Here is a 21,291-nt window from a genome sequence, read left to right as displayed (position 1 = left end):
GATCCCACTCGCTCATAACGTCGATTTTTCAGCAATTCTGGGCGGCGGAGCCACCTCTGGGCGCCTTCCGGGGCCGATATGGGTTGGAACGAACCCGTCCCCAACCAACCCATTGCGCAGGGTCGGCGTCGCGAGCCCGACGCGCCAAAAAAGAGGGCGGCCCGGATGCATCCGGACCGCCCTAACGCCCCTGCGACACCCCTGCCGGCAGGAAGCGCCTCGTTACGCGAAGTACGCCACGCCGCTCTCGAAGATCGGCATGAACTTGTTGCCCGGGACGTTGGCGTACAGGCCCTCGCCGCGGCGCTCGACATGGCCCATCTTGCCGAAGACGCGCCCGTCGGGCGAGGTGATGCCCTCGATGGCGGCAACGGAGCCATTCGGGTTCACGTCAAGGTTCATGGAAGGCACGCCGGACTCGCCCACGTACTGCGTGGCGACCTGGCCGCCCGCCACGAGCTTGGCGAGCACCTCGTCGTTGGCGACGAAGCGGCCCTCGCCGTGGGAGATGGCGACGGTGTAGACGTCGCCGGGCGTGCAGGCGGACAGCCAGGGCGACAGGTTGCTCGCCACGCGCGTGCGCACCAGGCGGCTCTGGTGACGGCCGATGGTGTTGAACGTCAGTGTGGGCGCATCCGGCGTGGCGTCGACGATGTCGCCGTAGGGCACGAGCCCCAGCTTCACGAGCGCCTGGAAGCCGTTGCAGATGCCGAGCATCAGGCCGTCGCGGCTCTGCAGCAGCTCGCGCACCGCCTCGGTTACCTCAGGCGCGCGGAAGAACGCCGTGATGAACTTGGCGGAGCCGTCGGGCTCGTCGCCGCCGGAGAAGCCGCCCGGGATCATGACGATCTGGCTCTCGCGGATGCGGCGCGCCAGCTCGCGCGTGCTATCGGCGACCGCCTCGGGCGTGAGGTTGTTGATGACGAACGTGTCGGCCACCGCGCCGGCAGCGCGGAAGGCGCGCGCGGTGTCGTACTCGCAGTTGTTGCCCGGGAACACGGGGATGATCACGCGCGGGCGTGCGAACTTCTCGCCTGTGTACACATGCGGCGCGGAAGCCCTGAAGGTGACAGGCTCCACTGTGGGAAGCTGCGAGGCCTCGTCGGCAGGCGTGCGGTAGGGGAACACGCCCTCGATGGCGCTCTCCCAGACCTCCTGCAGCTCAGCGAGGTCGATGGTTTCGTCGGCGGTGTCGAGCACGTACGCCTCGACCGTGGTGCCGATAGGCTCGATCACGAGGTCGTCGGGCGCGCCGGCGAGCACCTCGTCGGCGTCGTCGGAAAGCTCGACGATGAAGCTGCCGTACATCGGCTCGAACAGGCTGTCGATGTCGACGTCCTCGGCGAGCTCCAGGCCGATCTGGTTGCCGAGGCACATCTTGAACAGCGCCTCGGCGCTGCCGCCGTAGCCCGGCGTGGAGATGGCGAGCGCACAGCCCGCGTCGGCGAGCTTCTCGACGAGCTTGAACGTGTCGAGCAGCTGGGCGGCGTCGGGGCGCCAGTCCTCGCCGTAGACGGACGGGGCGATGCGCACCACGCGGTGCGTGATGCCCTTGAACTCGGGTGACACGGCGCCGGAGGCCTCACCCACGGCCACGGCGAACGAGACGAGCGTGGGCGGCACGTCGAGGTCCTCGAACGAGCCGGACATGGAGTCCTTGCCGCCGATGGCGCCGATGCCGAGGTCGACCTGCGCCATGAGGGCGCCGAGCACCGCCGCGACGGGCTTGCCCCAGCGCTCGGGCTCGGTGCGCAGGCGCTCGAAATACTCCTGGAACGTGAGGTAGGCGTCCTCGTGCGCAAAGCCCGCGGCCACGAGCTTGGAGACGGACTCGACGACCGACAGGTACGCGCCGGCGAACTGGTCGGCTTCCATCAGGAAGGGGTTGAAGCCCCATGCCATGGCGGACGCCGTGGTGGTCTCGCCGTCCACGGGGAACTTGGCGACCATGGCCTCGGCCGGCGTGAGCTGCGTGCGCCCGCCGAAGGGCATGAGCACGGTCGCCGCGCCGATGGTGGAGTCGAAGCGCTCGGAGAGGCCCTTGTTGGAGCACACGTTGAGGTCTCCGACCAGGTTCCTCATGCGTTCGGACAGCGTCTCGCCGCCCCAGGCCGGCTGCCACACGGAGCGGGCGCCGACATGTGCGGCCTGGTGCTTGGGGGCGCCGTTGGAGGCGAGGAACTCACGGGTGAGGTCGACGATGGCCACGCCCTGCCACGCCATTCGGACGCGCGGCTCATGGGTGACCTCGGCGATGACGTTGGCCTCGAGGTTCTCCTCGGCGGCATAGCCCATGAACTCGTCGACGTCGTCCTCGGCCACGGCCACGGCCATGCGCTCCTGGCTCTCGGAGATGGCAAGCTCGGTGCCGTCCAGGCCCTCGTACTTCTTGGTCACCTGGTCCAGGTCGATGTACAGGCCGTCGGCAAGCTCGCCCACGGCGACAGACACGCCGCCCGCGCCGAAGTCGTTGCAGCGCTTGATGAGGCGGCACGCGTCGCCGCGGCGGAACAGGCGCTGCAGCTTGCGCTCCATCGGGGCGTTGCCCTTCTGGACCTCGGCGCCGTCCTTCTCGATGGACTCGACGTTGTGCGCCTTGGACGAGCCGGTGGCGCCGCCGATGCCGTCACGGCCGGTGCGGCCGCCGAGCAGGATGATCTTGTCGCCGGGCGCGGGGCACTCGCGGCGCACGTGGTCGGCGGGCGTGGCGCCCACGACGGCGCCGATCTCCATGCGTTTGGCCACGTAGCCGGGGTGATAGAGCTCGGAGACCTGGCCGGTTGCCAGACCGATCTGGTTGCCGTAGGACGAATAGCCCGCGGCGGCGGTGGTCACGAGCTTGCGCTGCGGCAGCTTGCCGGCGAGCGTCTCGGACACCGGGACGGTGGGGTCTGCGGCGCCGGTGACGCGCATGGCCTGGTAGACGTAGCTGCGGCCGGAGAGCGGGTCGCGGATGGCGCCGCCGATGCAGGTCGCCGCGCCGCCGAACGGCTCAATCTCGGTCGGGTGGTTGTGGGTCTCGTTCTTGAACAGGAACAGCCAGTCCTGGTCCTCGCCGTCCACGTCGACGGTCACCTTGACCGTGCAGGCGTTGATCTCTTCGGATTCGTCGAGGTTCTTGAGCTGGCCGGTCTTCTTCAGGTACTTGGCGCCGATGGTGCCCATGTCCATGAGGCACACCGGCTTCTCGTCGCGGCCGAGCTCATGGCGGATCTCCATGTAGCGGTCGAAGGCGGCCTGCACCACCGCGTCGTCGATCTTCACCTCGTCGAGCACGGTGCCGAAGGTGGTGTGGCGGCAGTGGTCGGACCAGTAAGTGTCGATCACGCGGATCTCGGTGATGGTGGGGTCGCGATGCTCGCCGCGGAAGTACTCCTGGCAAAACGCGATGTCCGCCTCGTCCATGGCAAGGCCCAGGTCGGAGATCATCGCGGACAGCCCCGCCTCGTCGAGCTCGCAGAAGCCGTGAAGGACCTCGACCGGCTCGGGATCGGGGATCTCGGTGGTGAGCGTCTCGGGCTTATCGAGCGAGGCGATGCGCGCCTCGACCGGGTTCACCACGTAGTGCTTGATGGCCTCGACGTCGTCATCGGTGAGCTCGCCGGTGAGGATGTAGACCTTGGCGGAGCGCACGACGGGGCGCTCGCCCTGGCTGATGAGCTGGATGCACTCGCTTGCGGAGTCGGCGCGCTGGTCGAATTGGCCGGGAAGGAACTCCACCGCGAACACGGTGGCGCCGGGCACCTCGGGCAGCTCATCATAGGTGACGTCGACCTGGGGCTCGGAGAACACCACAGGCGTGCAGCGCGCGAACAGCTCCTCGTCGGCACCCTCGACGTCGTAGCGGTTGAGGAGGCGGAGCCCTTCGAGGCGCGCGACGCCCAGGATGCCCACGAGCTCGGATTTGAGCTGCGCGGCCTCGACGTCAAAGCCCGGCTTCTTCTCCACATAGATGCGTTGGACCATTGATTCCTGCCTTCCTGTGCAGATGCGGTCTTGTTCCGCGGGGCGGCGGATGCCGGATGGCGCGCGGGCGCCCGGTACCTTCAGCCATGCGGTTTGATAACCCTTTCATGATACGACAGATGCTGCGGGCACGGTGCGCCCGCACGGACATTCGCGCGGAGAGCCCATGCGGTGCCCGGCGTTTTACGGGGATGAGCCGGAGCAGATGTATCTGCAAGGCGGGATTTCGGATAGTCAAGGACGGCGGCCACTCGCAGATCTCGCAAAGGTCTGGGAAAACCGCATTTCACCCTTGCCGTACGGCATACGCGCGCTGGAACATCAATACACTTATGAAGAAGATGAAGAGCTCCTGTTTGCCATATTGATAGAGCGTTTGATCGGCGGCATGTTGTCACCATCATGGCGCGCTTTGGAAAGGGCGGAGAAAGCATGAGAACGATTCGGGCAGTGTCGCCTAAGTTGTCGAACGTTCCCGATGCGGTATATCTCGCCCTCGTCGTCGGATATCTTGCGCAGGTTTGCGTGGGGCTTGTCAATCTCTCCGGTCAGGATCTTTTCCTGTCGGGTTTTGTGGCGTGGAGCATCGACCTTGATTTTCCCGCCTACCATGTTGTCGTTCGACTGACGGCTTTTCTCGTCTGCACGCTTTGGTGGCGCTCGTACCGCGTGAGGACGTGGGGCTCGGCTTCTGCCACGCGATTGTTTGTGTATGTGCTGCTATCTGCAGCGCATATCGGTTCGGCGCTGACAGCTGCCTGCTACATGGTTGCGGTCACTGGAATCTTGCGCGTGCTGACGTTGGGCGTGCTGGTTTGCGACGTGGTGACAATTGCGAAGGGGCGTGGACCGCGCTTCTTGATGACTGCGGCGACCACCCTTTTCATAGGGCTGTCAGTCCTCCTCCTCTTTGGCGGAATGTCGGCGTATTACGTGGTCGGATTCGGTTTTGCGTGCCGAGCGATTTCTATTGGTGCGGGACGGAGGCGCGCTCAGCCGCTTGACGGTCAAATTCGCTATGTGCTGCACGTGCCCGATATCATGCTGCGGAGCCTCTCGCTGCTTATGCTTTGCGCTGCATATAGTGAGGTCGCATATGCGGTGAACGCCACGGCGCAAATGCCGTGGGGAGCAGAGTCGCATCCGTATCTTTTCATCGTTCTCAGAGCGCTGCTGGTGGTCATGCCGATGACCCTGTTTTCTCGCTATTGGCACGTTGAGGTGGACGGCGCATCGGTTCTGCGCACGTTTTGCTGTGTGGCGGTGTGGACGTTTGGAATCGAAGTGGCGCGATTCTGCGGCGGGCACGACGCCGCGTTTGTTCATGCGGCTCTTTCGTTGGTGACGGTAGCGATGATGCGGCTTGCCATGCATGACGAGTCTGACGGGATTGACGCTCCAGCGGTTGCGCGCGCCCTCATACTGCTTCCCGTATATTCAGTTGCGGCGATGCTTCTTACGTCCGCGCTCTATGCGGCGACGACGCGCGATATCCTGAGCTGCGGAATTGTGTTTTTGGCCTTGTGTGCAATAGGAATGCTTGCGTTACGTCGTCGTTCCGATGGCTGCGTTGATGATCCTGGTCACGTTGAGGGAACGGCCGGGCCGGATGGCGAGGGCGCTGATGGGCCGCGTGCGCAATGGATGAGGGAAAACTGGGCGCTGTCTTCCGGAGAAGCTCGAGTTTTGTCCTACATCGGTGACGGACAATCGCTCGCGGCTATCGCGCGGGGCCTTGGCCTGGCAAAGTCGACCGTGGCGAGCTATGCGTCGCGCGCCTATGTAAAGCTCGGCGTGAAGAACCGGGCCGAGGCGATCGATAAGATGGCGAGAGACATCCCACAAGATGCCGTTTCGCTTTACGTCGAAGATCGCACGCCTGAATGGTGCAAGGAGGCAGCGAAGAACCTCGTTGCGCCAAGGGAAACGTTGGTTCCAGAGAATGCGACGCGCGTTGGGCAAGCCCTTTCCGCTGTGGCGGTGATAGCGCTGGCGGTTTCATGGCTTGCTGCGGCGACGCGCGTAGTTTCGCTGCAGGGGGCCTCCTACTTCCGCGCTATTGCAGAGCAGGTGCCGGTCGGTCTTATGCTTCTCGTGATTGCGTGCTCGATATTTGGTAGGGATTTTGTCTCCGCGAAGCGCACGGGAGGCAAGATTATCACGGGTGACAGTACTGGTCGATTCCGCCTCATGGGATGCTTTGGGTGCTGCCTGCTGCTCTGCCTGGTGGTATGGGTATTGCTGCTTCCAGAGGATCGACCCTTGGATACGCAAGATGCCGTGCGCAACCTCTTTGACATATCGCATGTGCGCTCGGGGATAAGCCTGCTGGCTGCACTGGTGTCGATTGCTCTCATAGGATTCCACACCGCCTTTGTGATCCGCACGAATGCGCTTGTGTCACGCCATGCTTGTTGGGCTTGGATCGCCTCCATCCCTTCTGCCTTTATCGCCCTGCTGATCGCGGGAGCGCTTGGCGCTTCAGACATGTTCGTTTCGGTCGCGTGTATCGCCCTGTCTGGAATGTGCTCGATTGCGGCTCGCCTCATCGCTTGCGGCGGGATTGGCAGCGTTCAAGGTGGGATTGACTGTGCGGACAAGACCGCATCGCCCACAGGTTCGATGCCGTGCCGTCTCACGGAATGGAAGCGCATCGATGCGCTTCGGCAGTTCGCCTTGCTTGCATGTGGGATGTGGGAGGGGTGCGTCGGATTGGCGATTGCCCGGGGTGGGGTGCCGTTTCGCTCGGATATCGGCTCGTTGCTCGTTGCATGCGTCATAGGATTGATGGTCCGCATCGTCATGCTTCTCCTTCAGGGTCGGCTGGCTCAGACGAGCCTGCTCCGCACGCGCCCAGCGCTCGTTTCCCTGTTGGCGGTCCCATGCGCGCTCGTCCTTTTAGGTGCATCAGGCGGCTTCATCGATGCTTTTGGATGGGGAATCATATCCATTGCGATGATGGGAGCCGTGCTTCAGGGCGCCCTTGCATTCGAGAGTATGCCTCAGGGCGCAGGGCGGGCGGTCATGCTTCCGATGCTGATTCCCCTTCTTGTAGGTGCCGCAGCCTCTCCATTCGCAACGCTTGTTCTCGGATGGTTTGCCGGAAGCGCCGGCAATGCGGCGTATGCGCTGTTCTCGCTTGCGGTGCCCATGGGATGCTGGGCATTGGTTTCCTTGTTGAGAGAAGAGGGCGTGCGCAGCGATTTAGTGAGGCGGGGTCGGGTAGCGCTCGTCGAGATCGCCCAGCAGGCAGGCCTTTCTTGGGCGGAGGCTGAAGTCGCGGTATCGTACGCCAGTGGAGCTCGGACAAACGACATCGCATCGGACAGGTTTGTCAGCAGGAACACCGTGAAGTCCCAGCTTCGATCGGCATATCGCACGCTGGGTGTTCATTCTAGAAATCAGCTTGCCGAGGCATTGCTATACATGGTCGAACAGGGTCGTCGATGAGCCCTTGCATCATAGAGATGTGTTTGCGCAGCAAAATGAGTGGAGATCTCGCTTAAGGGGGGCAGATGATGAAACGTGCGAAATCGATCATAGGGATTCTTATCGCCGTCACCATCGTTATTGGTTTCGGCGCCATGGCCCGCGACGTGCTTGTGCCCGCGCGGCAGACGTGGGAGCCGCCTGCCGTTTCCGAAGAGCAGCTGGCACGCGAGATTGCTCAGAGCGAGAAGTTTCGCGAGATGATGCAGATCGTGTTCGAGCAGGCTTCCGAACGGGACGTTCAGGTCCTGGATGACGAAGGTGACGACATCACGGCTCAGTTTGTCGAGCGCCACGTCCAGGCGTATCGTCAGCGTGATTGGGAGGCGCTGGCAACCGGGTTGATCGATGAGGCGGGACAGGTGATGTGGACGGGTGAGTAGCCTCGGAATGAGCGGGGCGCGAGCGGGTATTCTTAGACTGTCGACAACACGAGAGGAAACCCCATGCGCTTCATGACCATCGATCTGCCGCGTCAGGACTACGGCGACAAGGTGGCGACGCTCACCTGCTATCTCCAGGACAACATCCCCGCCCAGGCGGGCCGGCTGCGCCCAGCGGTGATCATCTGCCCGGGTGGCGGGTACCACATGTGCTCCGAGCGCGAGGGCGAACCGGTGGCGCTCGCGTTCGCGGCGCGCGGGTTCCAGGCGTTCGTGCTCGACTACACCGTGCTCGATCCGGCGGAGGCCGCCCAAGACAAGACGCTTCTGCCCTATGCGCTGCGCGACCTGGCGCATGCGGTGCTCGAGGTGCGCGAGAACGCCGAGCAGTGGGACATCGACGAGGACCGTATCGTGCTCGCGGGCTTCTCCGCCGGCGGGCACCTGGCCGCCGTGTACGCCTCGGTCGCCCACGATTGGCCGTTCGCGCTGGAGATGGGCCGACTCGGGCGCGACCTGTCCGTATCGGCGCAGATCCTGGGGTACCCGGTGATCGACTTCTCCTGCGGCTGGCCAAATGACGACGTGTACGCGCAGGCGCTGACCGACGACGCCGGATACGCTGCGGCGCAGATGCTGGTGGGGAAGGACACGCCGCGCACGTTCATCTGGCACACGGCCGACGACGGCTTCGTCTCGGTGTCCAACACGCTGGTGTACGTCGAGGCGCTCACCAGCGTGGGCGTGGACGTCGACTGCCACATCTTCCACCATGGCCGCCACGGCCTGTCGCTCGCGACCGACCAGACCGGTGCCGACGAGGAGCACGTGGATGCGCACGTGGCGCGCTGGCTCGACCTGGCGCTCGAGTGGCTGGACGAGGGCTGATGCCGATGTATCGCATGACCGACGAAGAGTTCGAGGGCGTCGTGGCCGATACCCTCGACGAGATCCCCGACCATCTGTTCGAGGCGCTCGACAACGTGATCGTGACGGTTGCCGACGAGCCGGACGACGACCAGCTCGCCGCGATCGACAGCGATCTGGCCGAGGTGTGCGACGACGAGCTGCTCGGCCTGTACGACGGCATTCCCTTGACCGAGCGCGGCGTGTATTACGGCGAAGGTGACGTGCCCGACGTGATCACGATCTTCAAAGGGCCCCATGAGCGGTGCTTCGAGGAGCGCGATGCCATCCACGCCGAGGTTCGCAAGACCGTGATCCACGAGATCGGCCATTTCTTCGGCAACGACGAGGCGGTTCTCGAGGCGATGGGCTATTAGGCGCCCGTCTCCGATTCGCTTTCTTTATCCCTCGGTCGCGCTCGGCGCCTTCCAGGGCTGGATGAGGCCCACCGGGAACGCGGCGAAGGCGACGCCGATGGCCGCCGAGCTCGTGGTCTCGTGCGCGCAGATCAGGCCGATGCCGTAGACGGCGAGCACGCAGGCGAGGGCCGTCTCGATGTAGATCCACACGCCGGCCGCCAGAACGTTGAGCGACAGCCCGTGATGGCGTGCGGGAAGCGCACCCTGCATCTTGTAGATGTGCATCATGAACGCCGTGCGCAAGCCGGCGGCAAGGCAGGCCGCCGCGAGGGTGACCAGGTTGAACGGCGATCCGGAAAAGACGGCGAATGCCGAGGCGCCGGCGACCAGCACGTAGACGACGGCGGCGAGAATCCAGGCCATAGTGCTCCTTGAGATGTGCGGACCCATAGAGTAGTAGACCATTCTAGGTTCCTTTTGATGCGCGGGAATTGGTATGCGTACCATAATGGTGATGTGATTACGGAACCCAGGGCCCGAACCGCATGGATCGCCGCCGCCATCGCGTATCGAGCTTGCGGCTCACCCTCTCTCATCAAGCAACCCCCTCTTTCATTCATGAACGAAAGAGGGGGTTGCTTTATCAAAACACCAGGTCGCTATTGATTGACCCACGTGCTTATTCATGAATCAACGAGAATCGCCGGGCAGCGTCTGCCTAGTCGTTCTTCTCGGCTCCGTCGGCCCAGGAGGCGACGTCCTCGATGCGGATGACGCTCGCGACGGACTCCACCGCGTCGAGCGCCTCGAGCGCGGCGCGCGCGGCCGCCATGTCGCGCTCGCGCGCCGTATGCGTCAGGAACACGACCGAGCAGCGGCTGCCGTCGCCGTCCTGCAGCTGGTTGATCTGCGAGATCGAGATGCCGTGCGCGGCGAAGGCGTCGACCACCGGCGCCAGCGTGCCCACCTCGTCTTTCACGAGCAGGCGCACGTAGTAGCGGGTCTCGAGCTCGTCGATGGGGCGCAGCGGCAGCACGCGCTGGTAGGGCTCGATCTCCGCCTGGACTTTGTCGTTGTGGGAGATGGCGTCGGCGAGCGCCAGCACGTCGCCCACCACGGCAGAGGCGGTGGGGAACGAGCCCGCGCCGGCGCCGTAGAACATGGTCTCGCCCACGGCGTCGCCCACCACGTACACGGCGTTCATCGCGCCGCTCACGCTGGCGAGCATGTGGTCGGCGGGGATCATCGTGGGGTGCACGCGCACGTCGACTCCGTCGGCGGTGTTGCGGGCGATGCCCAAAAGCTTCACCACGTAGCCCAGGCTCTTCGCCTGCGCGATGTCGGCGGCCGACACGTTGCGGATGCCCTCCTGGAACACGTCGTCGGTCGTGACGCGCGTGTGGAAGGCGATGGAGGACAGGATCGCCACCTTGCTCGCGGCGTCGAAGCCGTCGACATCGGCCGTGGGGTCCGCCTCGGCGTAGCCCAGGCGCTGCGCGTCGGCGAGCACCTCGGCGAAGTCGAGGCCCTCGGATGCCATGCGCGTGAGGATGTAGTTCGTCGTGCCGTTCAGGATGCCGGCCACGGTCAGGATCTCGTTGCCCACGAGCGCGTGCTCGAGCGCGTTCACGATGGGGATGCCGCCGCCCGCCGAGGCCTCGCAGCGGATCTGGACGCCGTGCTCGGCGGCGAGCTTGGCCAGGCGCTCCACATGGCGGCCGAGCAGCGCCTTGTTGGCGGAGACCATGTGCTTGCCGGAGGTCAGCGCCGCCTCGAAGATCTCGGTGGCGGGGTGGTCTCCGCCGATGAGCTCGATCACGATGTCGATATCGGGATCGGCGACGACGTCGTGCCAGTCGGTCGTGAAGTTCTCCGGCGCGATGCCGAGCTCGGCGGCGCGGCCGGGCTCGAGCGCGCTGGCCTTCTTGAGGTGCAGGTCGATGCCGTAGGCCTTGAGGTACTCGTCGCGATGGCGCTCGATGAGGCGGGCAACGCCGCCGCCCACGGTGCCCAGGCCGATGAGGCCGACGTTTACGGTGCGTGCGGTGCTGTCCATAGGTGCTCCTTCGCTCGGATTCGATGTCCTTGATATTCTAACGACGGTGTTGCGTGCCGCATACCCATTTGAGCGGCCCGGCGCCCAAATGTCTTTTAGGTACGCGCGCGCGTAACCAAGATGTAACACAGGGGGTCTGCATGATAAGGGCACCAAAACCGCAGGTCGACTTTAGTGCGAGCAAGCACTCACCTGCGCGGACACGCCGTTTTGTCAAAAGCCACCTTACGTTTTTTCCACAAAACGAGTAAGGTAAACCGAACCACGAGACGCGAGATTTCGGGAAGATGGCCTCTCGGCTCGCCGTGGCATCTGTAGGGGATAACGCAGGGCCGATGAGGCCCGGCTTCATGTGAGAGGAGAAGCACATGTCGAGCCGTATTTTCAATCCGTCGATGAGCCGTAGGACCCTGATCGCGGGCCTCGCCGGCCTGAGCGCCGCGGGCGTGCTCGCCGGTTGTTCCAACGACGACAGCTCGTCGTCCGCCGGCAGCTCGTCGGGCTCCGCGTCCGGCGCCACCTTCAAGATCGGCGGCATCGGACCCACCACCGGCGCTGCGGCCATCTACGGCAACGCGGTGAAGAACGGCGCCCAGATCGCTGTCGACGAGATCAACGCCGAGGGCGGCGACGTCCAGTTCGAGCTCAACTTCCAGGACGACGAGAACGACGCCGAGCGCTCCGTCAACGCCTACAACAACCTCAAGGACTGGGGCATGCAGATCCTCATGGGCACCGTCACCACCACCCCGTGCGTGGCCGTGTCCTCCGAGACCAACGCCGACAACATGTTCCAGATCACCCCGTCCGGCTCCTCGACCGACGTCATCGGCGGCCAGCCCGACGCGGACGGCAACATCTCCACGCCGCGCAAGGAGAACGTCTTCCAGATGTGCTTCACCGACCCCAACCAGGGTGCGGCCTCTGCGCAGTACATCTCCGAGCAGGCGCTTGGCACCAAGATCGCCATCATCTACAACAACTCCGACACCTACTCCACCGGCATCTACAACAGCTTCAAGGCCGAGGCCGAGGCCGACGGTCTGGAGATCGTGTCCGAGACCACCTTCACCGATGACTCCGCGACCGACTTCTCCGTGCAGCTGAACGACGCGAAGAACGCCGGTGCCGACCTGGTGTTCCTGCCGATTTACTACACCCCGATCTCGCTGATCCTCACCCAGGCCAACCAGATGGGCTATGCGCCCAAGTGGTTCGGCGTCGACGGCATGGACGGCCTGCTGACCGTCGAGGGCTTCGACACCTCGCTCGCCGAGGGCTGCATGCTGCTGACCCCGTTCGTCGCCACCGCCGAGGACGAGGCCACCCAGGACTTCGTCGCCAAGTTCGAGGAGGTCGCCAGCGAGACCCCCAATCAGTTCGCCGCCGACGCTTACGACTGCATCTACGCGCTGAAGAGCGCGCTCGAGCAGGCTGGTGTCACCCCCGATACGGACTACTCCGACATCTGCGACGCGCTCGTCGAGGTCTTCACTTCCGGTGACTTCTCGTTCACGGGCCTCACCACCGCCGGCGAGGCTGCCACCTGGTCCGATACCGGCGAGATCTCCAAGCAGCCCATGGGCATGGTCATTCAGGACGGCGTCTACATGCCGCTCGATGCCTAAGGCTTAACGCATACGTACGGATTGAGCGGAGGCTGCCTGCCGCAGGGCGGCCTCCGCTTTCGGTTTATGAATTGGAAGAAAGGAGGGGCCATGGAAGTTCTCGCCAACATCATCAACGGCGCGAGCCTGGGCAGTGTGTACGCCATCATCGCCTTGGGCTACACCATGGTGTACGGCATCGCCAAGATGCTCAACTTCGCGCACGGCGACGTCATCATGGTGGGCGCCTACATCTGCTTTTGCGCCGTGAGCTACCTGGGGCTCCCAGCTCTCGCGGGTGTTCTGCTCTCGGTCGTCGGCTGCACGGTGCTCGGTATCGTGGTCGAGCGTCTCGCCTACAAGCCCCTGCGCAACGCCCCGTCGCTGAACGTGCTCATCACCGCCATCGGCGTGAGCTACTTTCTGCAGAACGCGGCGCTCATCATCATGGGCTCCGACCCCAAGTCGTTCTCGTCCATCATCGCCCTGCCTGCGCTGCAGCTCTTTGACGGTCGTCTCACCATCAGCGCCACCGCGGTAATCACCATCCTCGCGTGCGTGATCATCATGGTCGCGCTCACGCTCTTCACCACGAAGACCAAGATGGGCAAGGCCATGCGCGCCTGCTCCGAGGACCGCGACGCCGCTCAGCTCATGGGCATCAACGTGAACTCCACCATCTCGATGGTGTTCGCCATCGGCTCGGGCCTCGCGGCCATTGCGGGTATCCTCATGTGCTCCGCGTACCCCACGCTCATGCCCACCACCGGCTCCATGCCCGGCATCAAGGCCTTCACGGCGGCGGTGCTCGGCGGCATCGGCTCCATTCCCGGTGCGGCGCTCGGCGGCGTGCTGCTGGGCATCATCGAGATCCTGGCCCGCGCCTACATCTCCACGCAGCTCGCTGACGCCGTGGTCTTCGCGGTGCTCATCGTCATGCTGCTCATCCGTCCGGCCGGCTTGCTCGGCAAGCCCGTGAACGAGAAGGTGTAGGTGAGACTATGGGTATCAAGGCTTTGAAGCCGCAGACGCGCTCGACGATCATCACCTATGCCATCGTGATCGTTGCGTTCTTCGCGGTCACGGTGCTCGACGGTATGGGCTTCATTTCCAACTCGCTGTCCGGCCAGCTCGTTCCCATCTGTGCATACGTGTCGCTCGCCGTATCGCTGAACCTCGTCGTCGGCGTGTCGGGCGAGCTGTCGCTCGGCCATGCGGGCTTCATGAGCGTCGGCGCCTTCACGGGCGTCGTGGCCGCCGGCTGCCTCACGCGCATGGGCGTCGAGTCCGAGATCCTGCTGTTCGTGGCGGCTGCCGTGATCGGTGCCGTCGCGGCTGGCATCATCGGCTTTTTGGTGGGCATCCCCGTCATGCGCCTGCGCGGCGACTACCTGGCCATCGTGACCCTGGCGTTTGGCGAGATCATCAAGAACCTGCTGAACAACTTCTATATCGGCGTGGACGACGCCGGCCTGCACTTCTCGATGACCGACAGCTCGTCGCTCGGCATGACGCAGGGCACCATCCTCATCAACGGCCCCAAGGGTGCCGTCGGCATCGATAAGATCTCGACGTTCGCCTTGGGCATCCTGCTCGTGCTCATCACCGTGGCCGTGGTGCTCAACCTCATGCACAGCCGCGACGGCCGTGCCATCATGGCTGTGCGCGACAACCGCATCGCCGCGGAGAGCGTGGGTATCAACGTCACCAAGTACCGCCTCATGGCCTTCACCGTGGCCTCCGCCCTGGCGGGTGCCGCAGGCGTTCTGTACGCCATGAACTATTCGACCATCACGCCGTCGCAGTTCGACTTCAACCAGTCGATCCTCATCCTGGTGTACGTGGTTCTGGGCGGCATGGGCAACATCTCCGGTTCCATCGTCTCGGCCGCGTTCCTCACGGTGCTGCCCGAGGTCCTGCGCCCCATCAACAACTACCGCATGCTCATCTACGCGGTCGTGCTCATCCTCGTGATGGTCGTGCCCAACACCAAGATCTACCAGCGTCTGGCCGATGCCGTGCGCTCCAAGCTGCGCCGTGAGCCCAAGGTGCCGGTTGCGGCTGCGGAAGGCGGTGAGGCAGATGAGTAAGTTCACCGATTTCGCCAAGCAGCGCCGCGAGGGCACCAAGATGGTGCCGGTGCCGAGCGTCTCCATCATGCCCGAGCGCGATCTCGGCCGCGCGCCTGCGCTCGAGTGCCTGCACCTGGGCATCGACTTTGGCGGCCTGAAGGCGGTCGACGACTTCAACATCACCGTCGGTCGCACCGAGATCTGCGGTCTCATCGGTCCCAACGGCGCCGGCAAGACCACGGTGTTCAACCTGCTCACCAAGGTGTACCAGCCCACGCGCGGCACCATCATGGTCGACGGCCACGATACGGCCGGTCTCGACCCGGCACGCGTGAACCGTCTGGGTGTGGCGCGCACGTTCCAAAACATCCGGCTGTTCAACACGCTGACGGTGGAGGAGAACGTCGCGGTGGGCCTGCACAACCAGCACCACTGCGGCATGGCGACTTCCATCCTGCGTCTGCCGCACCACTGGAAGAGCGAAAAGTACTACCACGAGCGCGCGCTCGAGCTGCTCGACATCTTCGACATGGCGGGTCTGGCCGACCATGAGGCGGGAAGCCTGCCCTATGGCGCCCAGCGTCGTTTGGAGATCGTGCGCGCCTTGGCCACGAACCCCAAGCTGCTGCTGCTCGACGAGCCGGCTGCCGGCATGAACCCGTCCGAGACGGCTGAGCTCATGGAGAACATCGTCAAGATTCGCGACCAGTTCCAGATCGCCATCATGCTCATCGAGCACGACATGAACCTCGTTATGAACATCTGCGAGGGCATCTGCGTGCTCAACTTCGGCAAGATCATCGCCAAGGGCACGCCCGAGGAGATTCAGCAGAACGACGCCGTCATCGAGGCCTATCTGGGCAAGCAGAAGGAGGTGGAGGCGTAGTGCTTTCCGTCTATAACATCAACGTGTGGTATGGGGCGATCCACGCCATCAAGAACGTCTCCTTCGAGGTCAACGACGGCGAGATCGTGGCACTTATCGGTGCGAACGGCGCCGGCAAGTCCACGACGTTGAAGACCCTCTCGGGCCTGCTGCGCTCGCGTTCGGGCTCCATCAAGTTCATGGACCAAGACATCATGCACATGTCTGCCGAGAAGATCGTGGAGCACGGCTTGGTGCACGTGCCCGAAGGCCGTCGTATCTTCCAGCAGATGACGGTCGAGGAGAACCTCGACATGGGCGCCTACACGCAGCCGCGCGATACCATCGCCGGCAACCTCGAGCGCGTGTACGAGCACTTCCCGCGCCTCGAGGAGCGTCGTCGCCAGATTGCCGGCACGCTGTCGGGCGGCGAGCAGCAGATGCTCGCCATGGGTCGCGCGCTCATGGCCAACCCCAAGCTGCTCATGCTCGACGAGCCGTCGATGGGACTCGCGCCCATCCTCGTTGAGCAGATCTTCGAGATCATCCAGGCGCTACACGAGGCGGGCACCACGATCCTGCTCGTCGAGCAGAACGCCCAGGCGGCGCTCTCGATCGCCACGCGCGGTTATGTGATGGAGACCGGCAAGGTGATGCTTTCCGGTACCGGTCAGGAGCTTTTGCACAACGACGACGTGCGCAAGGCGTACCTCGGCGGCTGATCGCGCGGTCGTTCCGGGTTTCATATGCGCAAGGCGGGCGGGGCCTCGGATGGGGCCTCGCCTTTTTTCGCGGCGAGGGAGGCCGCTCGATGTTTCCCGGGTGGGTTTCTGTTCGCGTCCGCTGGGGGTACACTGTGGGGGAGAGGCGGGCGAGGCGCTATGGATGTTCCGTACTGGCTGTTCTTGACGATCGCATGGGCGATTTGCTGGGTTGCCGACCATTCGGACGATTCGCGCTGACGCGCCGCGTTCACGTTTGCCGTGCCCATGAAAGGGGATCTAATGAGCGACATCCTGCGCGAGTTCTGCGCCGAGAACTTCACGGACGTGCCGGCCGCCATCGAGGCGGGCGCGCGCCGCATCGAGCTGTGCGACAATCTCGCGGTGGGAGGGACCACGCCCTCGCTCGGCGTCGTGGAGCAGACGGTGGCCTATGCGCATGAGAACGGCGCGCGCGTCATGTGCATGATCCGCCCGCGCGGCGGCGATTTCGTGTACAGCGACGTCGAGCTCGCCATGATGGAGACCGACATCTTCTCGGCCTGCGAAGCCGAGGCGGACGGCATCGTGTTCGGCTGCCTGCTTGGTGACGAGGAGGGCGGCTACCGGCTGGACGAGGAGGCCTGCGCGCGCCTCATGACGGTGGCTGCCAGCGCTGCCGACGCCTTCGATCTCGACGATCTCGACGTGACGTTCCACATGGCCTTCGACGCGCTGCCGCCTGAGGCGCAAAAGCCCGCCATCGACACGCTGGCCGAGCTCGGCGTCACGCGCATCCTCACCCACGGCGGCGTGGCCGGAACCCCCATCATGGGCAACATCGACCGCCTGCGCAAGCTCACCGAGTATGCAGCCGGCCGCCTCATCATCCTGCCGGGTGCCGGTATCACCTACGAGAACGTGGACGAGGTTGTCTCCGGTATCGGCGCGCCCGAGGCCCATGGAACCAAGATCGTCAACATCCGCTAGCTGAGGCGTGACGGCAAGACAGAGGAAGGGTCACCCCGGGGCGGCTAACCGACTGCCCCGGGGTGACTATTTCTCTGCCTTACGGTCACGCCGGCTTACATTGCCCTGATGTGCGTTTGATACGATGGCCTGACCACAACGTTCGGAGGTCTCGTATGAAGCGGTCCGTATCGCGCATTGTCGCCATTGCCTGCATGTTCGTCTTCTGTCTGGCGCTGGGGCTTTTGACCGGGTGCTCGGGCGCGCCGGATACGAGCGGTTCCGAGGCTGCGGAGCAGGAGGCCACGCACGAGGTGGAAGCCGACGTGGCCGACGTGGACGTGCAGACCTCGGGCACCGTGCAGCTGTTCGAACCGGCCGATGGGTCGGCGAAGACGCGCATCCGGGTCGCGTCCGGATCGGAGAACAAAGAGGCCGCGCGGGCCATCGAGTACGCGGTCGGCAAGACCGGCGTGGCGCTCGAGATGCACTACATGGGCTCGCTCGACATCATGGATGTGCTCGAGGCGGGCGGCGAGGATTACGACGCGGTGTGGCCGGCGTCCTCCATGTGGATCACCATGGGCGACACGCACCATATCGTGCGCGACGCGCAGTCGACCTCGACCACGCCGGTGGTGTTCGGCATCGCGAAATCGAAGGCGATCGAGCTCGGCTGGGCGGACGAGGACGGAGAGACGACCTCGCCCACGACCGCCGAGATTCTGGCCGCCGTGCAGGAGGGCAAGCTCACCTTTGCCATGACATCGGCCACGCAGTCCAACAGCGGCGCGTCGGCCTACCTAGCGTTTTTGACGGCGCTGTCGGGAACCGACGGCCCGCTGACCGCTGAGGACCTCGCCAACGGGCAGCTCACCGGGCAGGTTGCGAGCCTGCTTTCGGGCGTGGACCGCTCGTCGGGCTCCTCCGACTGGCTGAAGGAGATGGTCGTGGCCGATCCGGACACGCATCAGGCCATGGTCAATTACGAATCGCTCGTGTCACAGGCGAATCGCGAGCTTAAGGAGGCCGGGCACGAGCCGATGGTCGTGGTGTACCCGGCCGACGGCATCGCGGTGTCCGACAGTCCGCTCGCCTATGTCGAACACGGGCAGGGCGAGCAGGTCGAAGCGGCGTTTTCCGCAATCCAGCAGGCGCTGGCCGACGACACGGCGACCCTCGAGCTCGAGCGCGTGGGCAGGCGCTGCGGCTTGGGCGGCAAGGTGGTCCACGCGGACGACGACGAGGTCGCGGCGGCCTTCAACCCCGCATGGGGCATCGTGCCGGACGCGAGTGTGCTGAAGTCCATCCCGCTGCCTGCGGGCGAGGTGATCTCGCAGGCGCTCACGCTCTACCAGACCGGCCTGAAGAAGCCCTCCTACACGCTGTGGGTGGTCGACTATTCCGGCTCGATGCTCGGCACGGGTAAGGAGGGGGTCGTCGCCGGTCTTGAGCAGGCACTCGACCCGACGCTTGCCGCCGAGGCGCTCATCCAGCCCAACGAGGGCGACGTCAACGTGCTCATCCCGTTCACCCATGTGGTCGATAGCCCGATTACCGCCAACGGGTCCGATACGGCGGCGCTGCTCGACTACGCGCGCTCGCGTGAGGCGATCGGCGGCACCGACATGTACTCGGGCCTCTCGACTGCGCTCGACCTGGCGCGCCAGGCTGTGGCCGACGGTGGCTACACAGTGGCGATTGTGCTCATGACCGACGGTCAGTCGGACACATACGCGCGCGACGAGTTCGTGTCCGCCTACGAGCAGGCGGGCGTTGACGTGCCGATCTTCTCCATCATGTTCGGCGAAGCGGATCCCACCCAGCTCGACGAGCTGACGACGCTCACCAACGGGCGGACGTTCGACGGGCGCGAGGGCGACCTGGCCGATGTGTTCCGCCAGGTCAAGGGCTACAACTAGGGACGCGGCCGTGGGGTACGTACTGGGGGCGTTTCTGGGTGTTGTCGCGGGTGCGGCGTGCATCGTCGCGGTGGGCGGCGTGGTCGGCATCGTGGCCGGTCTGGCCGCGGCCGCGCTGCTCTATGTCGGCGTGGGCCAACTGCTGAAGCCCGAGCGCAAGCTCGGCGGCGTGGTGGCAAGCATGCTGCCCGACGGCGAGGCCGCCACGGAGCGCATCGACGCGGCGCGCGAGCTCGATCGCCAGATCGGCCGGCGTCGCGCCAAGATCTGCGATGCGCAGGTCGGACGCGAAACCGAGGATCTGCAGCACGATATCCAGGCGCTTATCGCCTGCGTGGAGGAGCAGCCGGCGACCTACCGTAGGCTCGCGCACTTCCTGTCTACCTACGGCGAGCAGTGCGTGCGCATGCTCGACGGGTACCTGAGCGTCGAGCGCCTGGCCACGCCCGAGCTCGTGCACGGTGCGCGCGAAGACGCGATCGAGGCGCTCTGCGCGCTGCAGGGCGCGGCGCAAGGCGAGCTCGCGCGGGCGACCGGCGCCAAGGCGGCCGATCTCGAGGCGAGCTCGGAGGCCATCAAACGCCTGATGGAGATGGATGGCTACCGCCCGGACGAGCCGGCTGCACCAGACGGCGCCGACGTGAAAGGCGATACCGATACGGCTGCCGGGGCCGCGCGTGCCGGCAGAGGGGAGAGATGATGAAGGGGTCCAAGGGCAAGATCGTCGGCCTGGTCTGCGTGCTCGCCGCGGTGGCGATCATCGGCGGTGTGTTCGTCATGCGCCAGGCCCAGCCCGCACCGGAGCCCGTGGCGGAGCCCACGACGGTTTCGGGATACCTCGGTGGCGAGAAGGTCTCGCTGTTTGAGGACGCGCAGTTTACCGAGCTCGCAGCTGCTGCGGGGCTCGATATCGACTACCGCAAGGCGGGCTCGCTCGCCATGATGGACGCTTCGATCGAGGGCATGAGCTATCTGCTCCCCTCGTCGCAGGCGGCGGTCGAGTACGGCCACGAGCGGGGGATCGAGCCCGTCTCTGAGCAGATCGTGCTCAACTCGCCCATCGTGATCTACACCTATCGCGACGTTGCCGACGCGCTGGTGGGCTCCGGCATCATGGCCAAAGACGGCGACATCTACACGCTTGATGTCGACGCGGCGGTTTCCGCCATGCTCGCCGACAAGACATGGGTCGACCTCGGCTACGCCGCAGGCTATGGGCAGTTCCGCATCGACAGCACCGATCCGGCCGAGTCCAACTCGGGTAACGAATGGGCGGCGTTGATCGCCAACTCGCTTGCCGGCGGGCAGCCCGCCACGGTGGAGACCGTCGAGCGCGACGCGGAGTCCATCCGCAAGGTCTTCTCCAAATCCGGCTGGATGGAGACGAGCTCAGAGGACTCGTTTCGCCAGTTCCTCACGCTGGGCGAGGGGTCCAAACCCATGATGGTGGGCTACGAGAGCCAGGTGCTCGACCTGTCCGTGAACGAGCCGGACCTGTTCGAGCAGGTGGCCGATACGCTCGTGGTGGCCTACACCACGCCTACGGTCTGGTCGACGCACGTGCTGATGGCGCTCGACGAGGCGGGCGAGCAGCTCAGCGAGTTTCTGATGAGCGACGAGGTGCAGAAGCTCGCCTGGGAACGGCACGGTTTTCGCGGCGCGTCCCAGCTCGGCACCGACGGCGCCGAGCGCTTTGAGGTGACAGGCATTGCCGAGCGCGTGCCCGCGGCGGTCGAGCTTCCCGCGCCCGCGGCCATGCAGCGCCTGATCGAGGTGGTCAGCGGGTCGTGACGCGCCCGCTTCGATACGCTGGAGAACCTCTCGCGAAAGGGGAGTGCTATGGATACGAATAACGAGGTCATGCCCGTCGAGGCGCAGGCTGTGCCGGCAAAGAGGGTCAGCTTGGCCGATATCGCGGCCTCGCAGGGGGCCGCGCGTGCGGGCCCGCCGCCGGCCTGTCTCTTATACACATCTAGATGTGTATAAGAGACAGCGG

The 21,291-nt window shown here is 64.8% G+C and carries 18 protein-coding genes; 15 read left to right on the top strand and 3 right to left on the bottom strand.

The features are described 5' to 3' along the window. Positions 1–222: 222 nt before the first annotated feature. A complete protein-coding gene (locus BN3789_RS08965) occupies positions 223–3,966 on the bottom strand; it encodes a phosphoribosylformylglycinamidine synthase (protein WP_066833266.1) in 3,744 nt (1,247 codons plus the stop codon). A gap of 205 nt (positions 3,967–4,171) precedes the next feature. Between BN3789_RS08965 and BN3789_RS12795 the strand changes: the two genes are divergently transcribed. The 5 genes from BN3789_RS12795 (at position 4,172) to BN3789_RS08940 (ending at position 9,121) form a co-directional block, all read left to right on the top strand. Next, complete coding sequence (locus BN3789_RS12795; protein WP_161938999.1) at positions 4,172–4,402, top strand: hypothetical protein; 231 nt, start codon at positions 4,172–4,174, stop codon at positions 4,400–4,402. After that, positions 4,399–7,416, top strand: coding sequence for a LuxR C-terminal-related transcriptional regulator (locus tag BN3789_RS08955; protein ID WP_066833262.1), 3,018 nt, complete (start codon positions 4,399–4,401; stop codon positions 7,414–7,416). The genes BN3789_RS12795 and BN3789_RS08955 overlap by 4 nt, the downstream gene beginning before the upstream one ends. Positions 7,417–7,481: 65 nt before the next feature. Then, the gene (locus tag BN3789_RS08950; protein WP_066833260.1) at positions 7,482–7,838 is read left to right on the top strand and encodes a hypothetical protein; all 357 of its coding nucleotides are present in this window, start codon (positions 7,482–7,484) and stop codon (positions 7,836–7,838) included. A 63-nt stretch (positions 7,839–7,901) separates the two neighbouring features. Then, the gene (locus tag BN3789_RS08945; protein ID WP_066833258.1) at positions 7,902–8,726 is read left to right on the top strand and encodes an alpha/beta hydrolase; all 825 of its coding nucleotides are present in this window, start codon (positions 7,902–7,904) and stop codon (positions 8,724–8,726) included. Then, complete coding sequence (locus BN3789_RS08940; RefSeq protein ID WP_222704302.1) at positions 8,726–9,121, top strand: metallopeptidase family protein; 396 nt, start codon at positions 8,726–8,728, stop codon at positions 9,119–9,121. Before BN3789_RS08945 ends, BN3789_RS08940 begins: the two co-directional genes overlap by 1 nt. Before the next feature lie 24 nt (positions 9,122–9,145). On the opposite strand, the gene BN3789_RS08935 is transcribed toward BN3789_RS08940, so the two are convergent. Continuing rightward, positions 9,146–9,526, bottom strand: a complete 381-nt coding sequence (locus BN3789_RS08935) for a hypothetical protein (protein ID WP_066833255.1) — start codon at positions 9,524–9,526, stop codon at positions 9,146–9,148. Positions 9,527–9,821: 295 nt separating this feature from the next. Next, the gene (locus tag BN3789_RS08930; protein ID WP_066833252.1) at positions 9,822–11,159 is read right to left on the bottom strand and encodes a homoserine dehydrogenase; all 1,338 of its coding nucleotides are present in this window, start codon (positions 11,157–11,159) and stop codon (positions 9,822–9,824) included. Between the two features lie 368 nt (positions 11,160–11,527). Between BN3789_RS08930 and BN3789_RS08925 the strand changes: the two genes are divergently transcribed. The 10 genes from BN3789_RS08925 (at position 11,528) to BN3789_RS12790 (ending at position 21,281) form a co-directional block, all read left to right on the top strand. Continuing rightward, on the top strand, positions 11,528–12,787 hold the full coding sequence (locus tag BN3789_RS08925; RefSeq protein WP_229254300.1) for an ABC transporter substrate-binding protein: 1,260 nt from the start codon (positions 11,528–11,530) through the stop codon (positions 12,785–12,787). A gap of 90 nt (positions 12,788–12,877) precedes the next feature. Continuing rightward, a complete protein-coding gene (locus tag BN3789_RS08920; protein WP_066833249.1) occupies positions 12,878–13,759 on the top strand; it encodes a branched-chain amino acid ABC transporter permease in 882 nt (293 codons plus the stop codon). 8 nt (positions 13,760–13,767) lie between these two features. Continuing rightward, complete coding sequence (locus BN3789_RS08915) at positions 13,768–14,856, top strand: branched-chain amino acid ABC transporter permease (RefSeq protein WP_066833247.1); 1,089 nt, start codon at positions 13,768–13,770, stop codon at positions 14,854–14,856. Continuing rightward, the gene (locus tag BN3789_RS08910; protein ID WP_066833244.1) at positions 14,849–15,724 is read left to right on the top strand and encodes an ABC transporter ATP-binding protein; all 876 of its coding nucleotides are present in this window, start codon (positions 14,849–14,851) and stop codon (positions 15,722–15,724) included. Before BN3789_RS08915 ends, BN3789_RS08910 begins: the two co-directional genes overlap by 8 nt. Next, complete coding sequence (locus BN3789_RS08905) at positions 15,724–16,425, top strand: ABC transporter ATP-binding protein (RefSeq protein ID WP_066833242.1); 702 nt, start codon at positions 15,724–15,726, stop codon at positions 16,423–16,425. The genes BN3789_RS08910 and BN3789_RS08905 overlap by 1 nt, the downstream gene beginning before the upstream one ends. A gap of 282 nt (positions 16,426–16,707) precedes the next feature. Then, positions 16,708–17,394, top strand: coding sequence for a copper homeostasis protein CutC (locus BN3789_RS08900; RefSeq protein WP_324608435.1), 687 nt, complete (start codon positions 16,708–16,710; stop codon positions 17,392–17,394). 155 nt (positions 17,395–17,549) lie between these two features. Beyond that, a complete protein-coding gene (locus BN3789_RS08895) occupies positions 17,550–19,295 on the top strand; it encodes a VWA domain-containing protein (RefSeq protein WP_066833237.1) in 1,746 nt (581 codons plus the stop codon). Between the two features lie 10 nt (positions 19,296–19,305). After that, the gene (locus BN3789_RS08890) at positions 19,306–19,995 is read left to right on the top strand and encodes a hypothetical protein (RefSeq protein ID WP_066833235.1); all 690 of its coding nucleotides are present in this window, start codon (positions 19,306–19,308) and stop codon (positions 19,993–19,995) included. Next, positions 19,992–21,086 (top strand): hypothetical protein, encoded by a 1,095-nt coding sequence (locus tag BN3789_RS08885; RefSeq protein WP_147569648.1) that lies wholly within the window; start codon positions 19,992–19,994, stop codon positions 21,084–21,086. The genes BN3789_RS08890 and BN3789_RS08885 overlap by 4 nt, the downstream gene beginning before the upstream one ends. Before the next feature lie 48 nt (positions 21,087–21,134). Beyond that, entirely contained in the window at positions 21,135–21,281 is a 147-nt protein-coding gene (locus BN3789_RS12790) for a hypothetical protein (RefSeq protein WP_154018723.1), read from the top strand. The last annotated feature ends 10 nt before the right edge of the window (positions 21,282–21,291 follow it).

Source organism: Collinsella ihumii (assembly GCF_900046475.1).
Classification (GTDB): Bacteria; Actinomycetota; Coriobacteriia; order Coriobacteriales; family Coriobacteriaceae; genus Collinsella; species Collinsella ihumii.
The sequence above is the reverse complement of the archived record's forward strand: the minus strand, read 5'-3'. Positions and strand labels throughout refer to the sequence as shown.

Bases quoted from the DNA above. Each gene is read 5' to 3' on its own strand.
- BN3789_RS08965 (WP_066833266.1), bottom strand. From the start codon at position 3,966: ATGGTCCAACGCATCTATGTGGAGAAGAAGCCGGGCTTTGACGTCGAG.
- BN3789_RS12795 (WP_161938999.1), top strand. From the start codon at position 4,172: ATGTATCTGCAAGGCGGGATTTCGGATAGTCAAGGACGGCGGCCACTC.
- BN3789_RS08955 (WP_066833262.1), top strand. From the start codon at position 4,399: ATGAGAACGATTCGGGCAGTGTCGCCTAAGTTGTCGAACGTTCCCGAT.
- BN3789_RS08950 (WP_066833260.1), top strand. From the start codon at position 7,482: ATGATGAAACGTGCGAAATCGATCATAGGGATTCTTATCGCCGTCACC.
- BN3789_RS08945 (WP_066833258.1), top strand. From the start codon at position 7,902: ATGCGCTTCATGACCATCGATCTGCCGCGTCAGGACTACGGCGACAAG.
- BN3789_RS08940 (WP_222704302.1), top strand. From the start codon at position 8,726: ATGCCGATGTATCGCATGACCGACGAAGAGTTCGAGGGCGTCGTGGCC.
- BN3789_RS08935 (WP_066833255.1), bottom strand. From the start codon at position 9,526: ATGGCCTGGATTCTCGCCGCCGTCGTCTACGTGCTGGTCGCCGGCGCC.
- BN3789_RS08930 (WP_066833252.1), bottom strand. From the start codon at position 11,159: ATGGACAGCACCGCACGCACCGTAAACGTCGGCCTCATCGGCCTGGGC.
- BN3789_RS08925 (WP_229254300.1), top strand. From the start codon at position 11,528: ATGTCGAGCCGTATTTTCAATCCGTCGATGAGCCGTAGGACCCTGATC.
- BN3789_RS08920 (WP_066833249.1), top strand. From the start codon at position 12,878: ATGGAAGTTCTCGCCAACATCATCAACGGCGCGAGCCTGGGCAGTGTG.
- BN3789_RS08915 (WP_066833247.1), top strand. From the start codon at position 13,768: ATGGGTATCAAGGCTTTGAAGCCGCAGACGCGCTCGACGATCATCACC.
- BN3789_RS08910 (WP_066833244.1), top strand. From the start codon at position 14,849: ATGAGTAAGTTCACCGATTTCGCCAAGCAGCGCCGCGAGGGCACCAAG.
- BN3789_RS08900 (WP_324608435.1), top strand. From the start codon at position 16,708: ATGAGCGACATCCTGCGCGAGTTCTGCGCCGAGAACTTCACGGACGTG.
- BN3789_RS08895 (WP_066833237.1), top strand. From the start codon at position 17,550: ATGAAGCGGTCCGTATCGCGCATTGTCGCCATTGCCTGCATGTTCGTC.
- BN3789_RS08885 (WP_147569648.1), top strand. From the start codon at position 19,992: ATGATGAAGGGGTCCAAGGGCAAGATCGTCGGCCTGGTCTGCGTGCTC.
- BN3789_RS12790 (WP_154018723.1), top strand. From the start codon at position 21,135: ATGGATACGAATAACGAGGTCATGCCCGTCGAGGCGCAGGCTGTGCCG.